This is a genomic window from Microbacterium sp. Bi128 (assembly GCF_918698205.1).
Genome location: NZ_CAKKMM010001014.1, coordinates 1 through 1,866 on the forward strand (window position 1 = coordinate 1; position 1,866 = coordinate 1,866).

1 protein-coding gene is annotated in these 1,866 nt (G+C 62.6%); it reads right to left on the bottom strand.

All coding sequences use genetic code 11. The features are described from left to right. Window positions 1-1,866, bottom strand: a 1,866-nt coding sequence (locus LQV45_RS29215) for a GH32 C-terminal domain-containing protein (protein WP_230010555.1), incomplete at both ends; no start/stop codon positions are given.

A 1,866-nucleotide genomic window follows, 5' to 3' on the forward strand; every position in this document is an offset into this window, starting at 1 on the left:
CCTCTACTGAGGAGCGGTCGAGGTAGACCCGAAGGGTGACGTAGCCCTTCTTGTCCAGGGTGACGGGGGCGTCCTCTATGGAAGCGAAGGACGGGTGGAACGCGGTGTTGCCGGAGTTAGTGCGGTCAACGAAGAGCTTCCCGGTCGTGGCGTCGTAGCCGATGACGGTGGATGCGGCTCCATCGCCCAGCACGGTGATGCCGGATTTCTTGGCCGTGCCCGGCGCGAAGGTGATGTCGACTCGTTGGACCTGGCCCGATGCTGAAGCCGGCAACTGGTGTGTCCCGGCGGGAATCGGTCCGCCCTTCTTATCCTGATAGGAGACTTTCCCGCCCAACTGTTCCACTTGCTTGACAGCGCTTTGGGTGAGGCGAGGGCCGTCAGAAGTCGTGGTCAGGTTGACTTCGCGGGGAAGTGCCATGGCGCTGCGCCAGGGGCTGGTGGGGATGTCATTGGCGTAGTCCCAGTTGTTCATCCAGCCGAGCATGACCCGCTTGTTATCGGGCATGTTGCCGAAGGACACGGAGGCGTAGTAGTCGCGTCCGTAGTCCAGCCAGTCATAGGTCTCCAGGGCCGACTGTGCCGGTTTCGAGGAGAGCATGAAGTCGTCCGCGAGAATGTGGCCCCAACCGAATCGGTTATTGTCGACCACTTTGATATGTGCTTGTTGGCCAACGAATTCTTTGACATTCCATGATGCCCAGTCGGGCTTTTCACTGTCGTTTCCGGTGGCCGTGCGGACCACTTGTCCGTTGACCACGAGGTTTACCGATTCCTCGTCAGACCGGGGAACGGCCGGGCCGTCAGTCAGCATGACGTGGTCAAGGGTCAGGTGTCCCCACCCGCCGGTGGCCTGGTCAACTACACGCAACTGTGCATTCTGTCCCGCGAACTCGGCGACATCCCAGCCTTTCCAGTTCAGGATTCCGGAATTGTCTCCTGCGAGGGAGCGGACCACCTTGCCGTTGACGATCAACTGGGCGGCCAGGATCTGTCCGGAGTCCGCGGAGCGGTTGCCGCCGCCGACCAGCATGCTCATGAAATTCTTGGTGATGGGGAATTCCGGTGATGTCAGGGTGCCCTGCCGGTCATCGCCCGGTGCGGTGCCGGTCTCGAAGGTGTTGATCCGTTTGGCCCCGAGGTAGAAGTCCCCGCCGCTGGTGGAGGGCTGGAAGTTGGGGGTGAGGTCGCCGGTCCCGGTCCAGCCGGTGTCGGCCAGCGATGTCCCGGCGGGAACCTCGAAGCCGTCAAACTTGAGCTCCCCTTCGGGCGGGGTGTTGTCCAGCTTGTCGGAGACGCGGGGGTGCTTGCCACCGCCCACGAGGAAGTTCAGGTAGTCGTCGGTCACGGTGAAGTTAGGTGACTGCATGGACCCGAGCGGCCAGTCGCCGTCGTTGAAGGAGTTGATCAGGCCACTGCCGTCAAAGCCGGTCACGGGGCTCTGGCCGGGAAGGGCTCCGTTTGCCGGAGTGCTGCCGAATGGGCCGTTCTTCCAGTTTCCTGGCTCGTTGTAGACGGTCCAGCCGTTGTAGGTTCCGTCGTTGAATCCGGCCAGGACCGTCCCGGGAGGGGGCGTGGCCACGGGTTTGGTGGTTTCGGAGGTGAAGGTGGTGCCGTCGAAGTTGCCCACGAAGTACTGGCCAGCGGAGCCGCCGGCCACGCCTCCGGGGTTGATGTTGACGACCATGACCCATTTAACGTTCTTCGGGTCGCCGTCCACGGCGAGGGGAAACAGGTCGGGGCATTCCCACTGCCCGCCGGTGGCATTGGCTGGTCCGAATTCACTCAGGGCGGTCCAGTCCTTGAGATTGGCGGACTTGTAGAGGACGACCTTGTGATCCTGGGCTTCGACCGCGGTCATGAGCC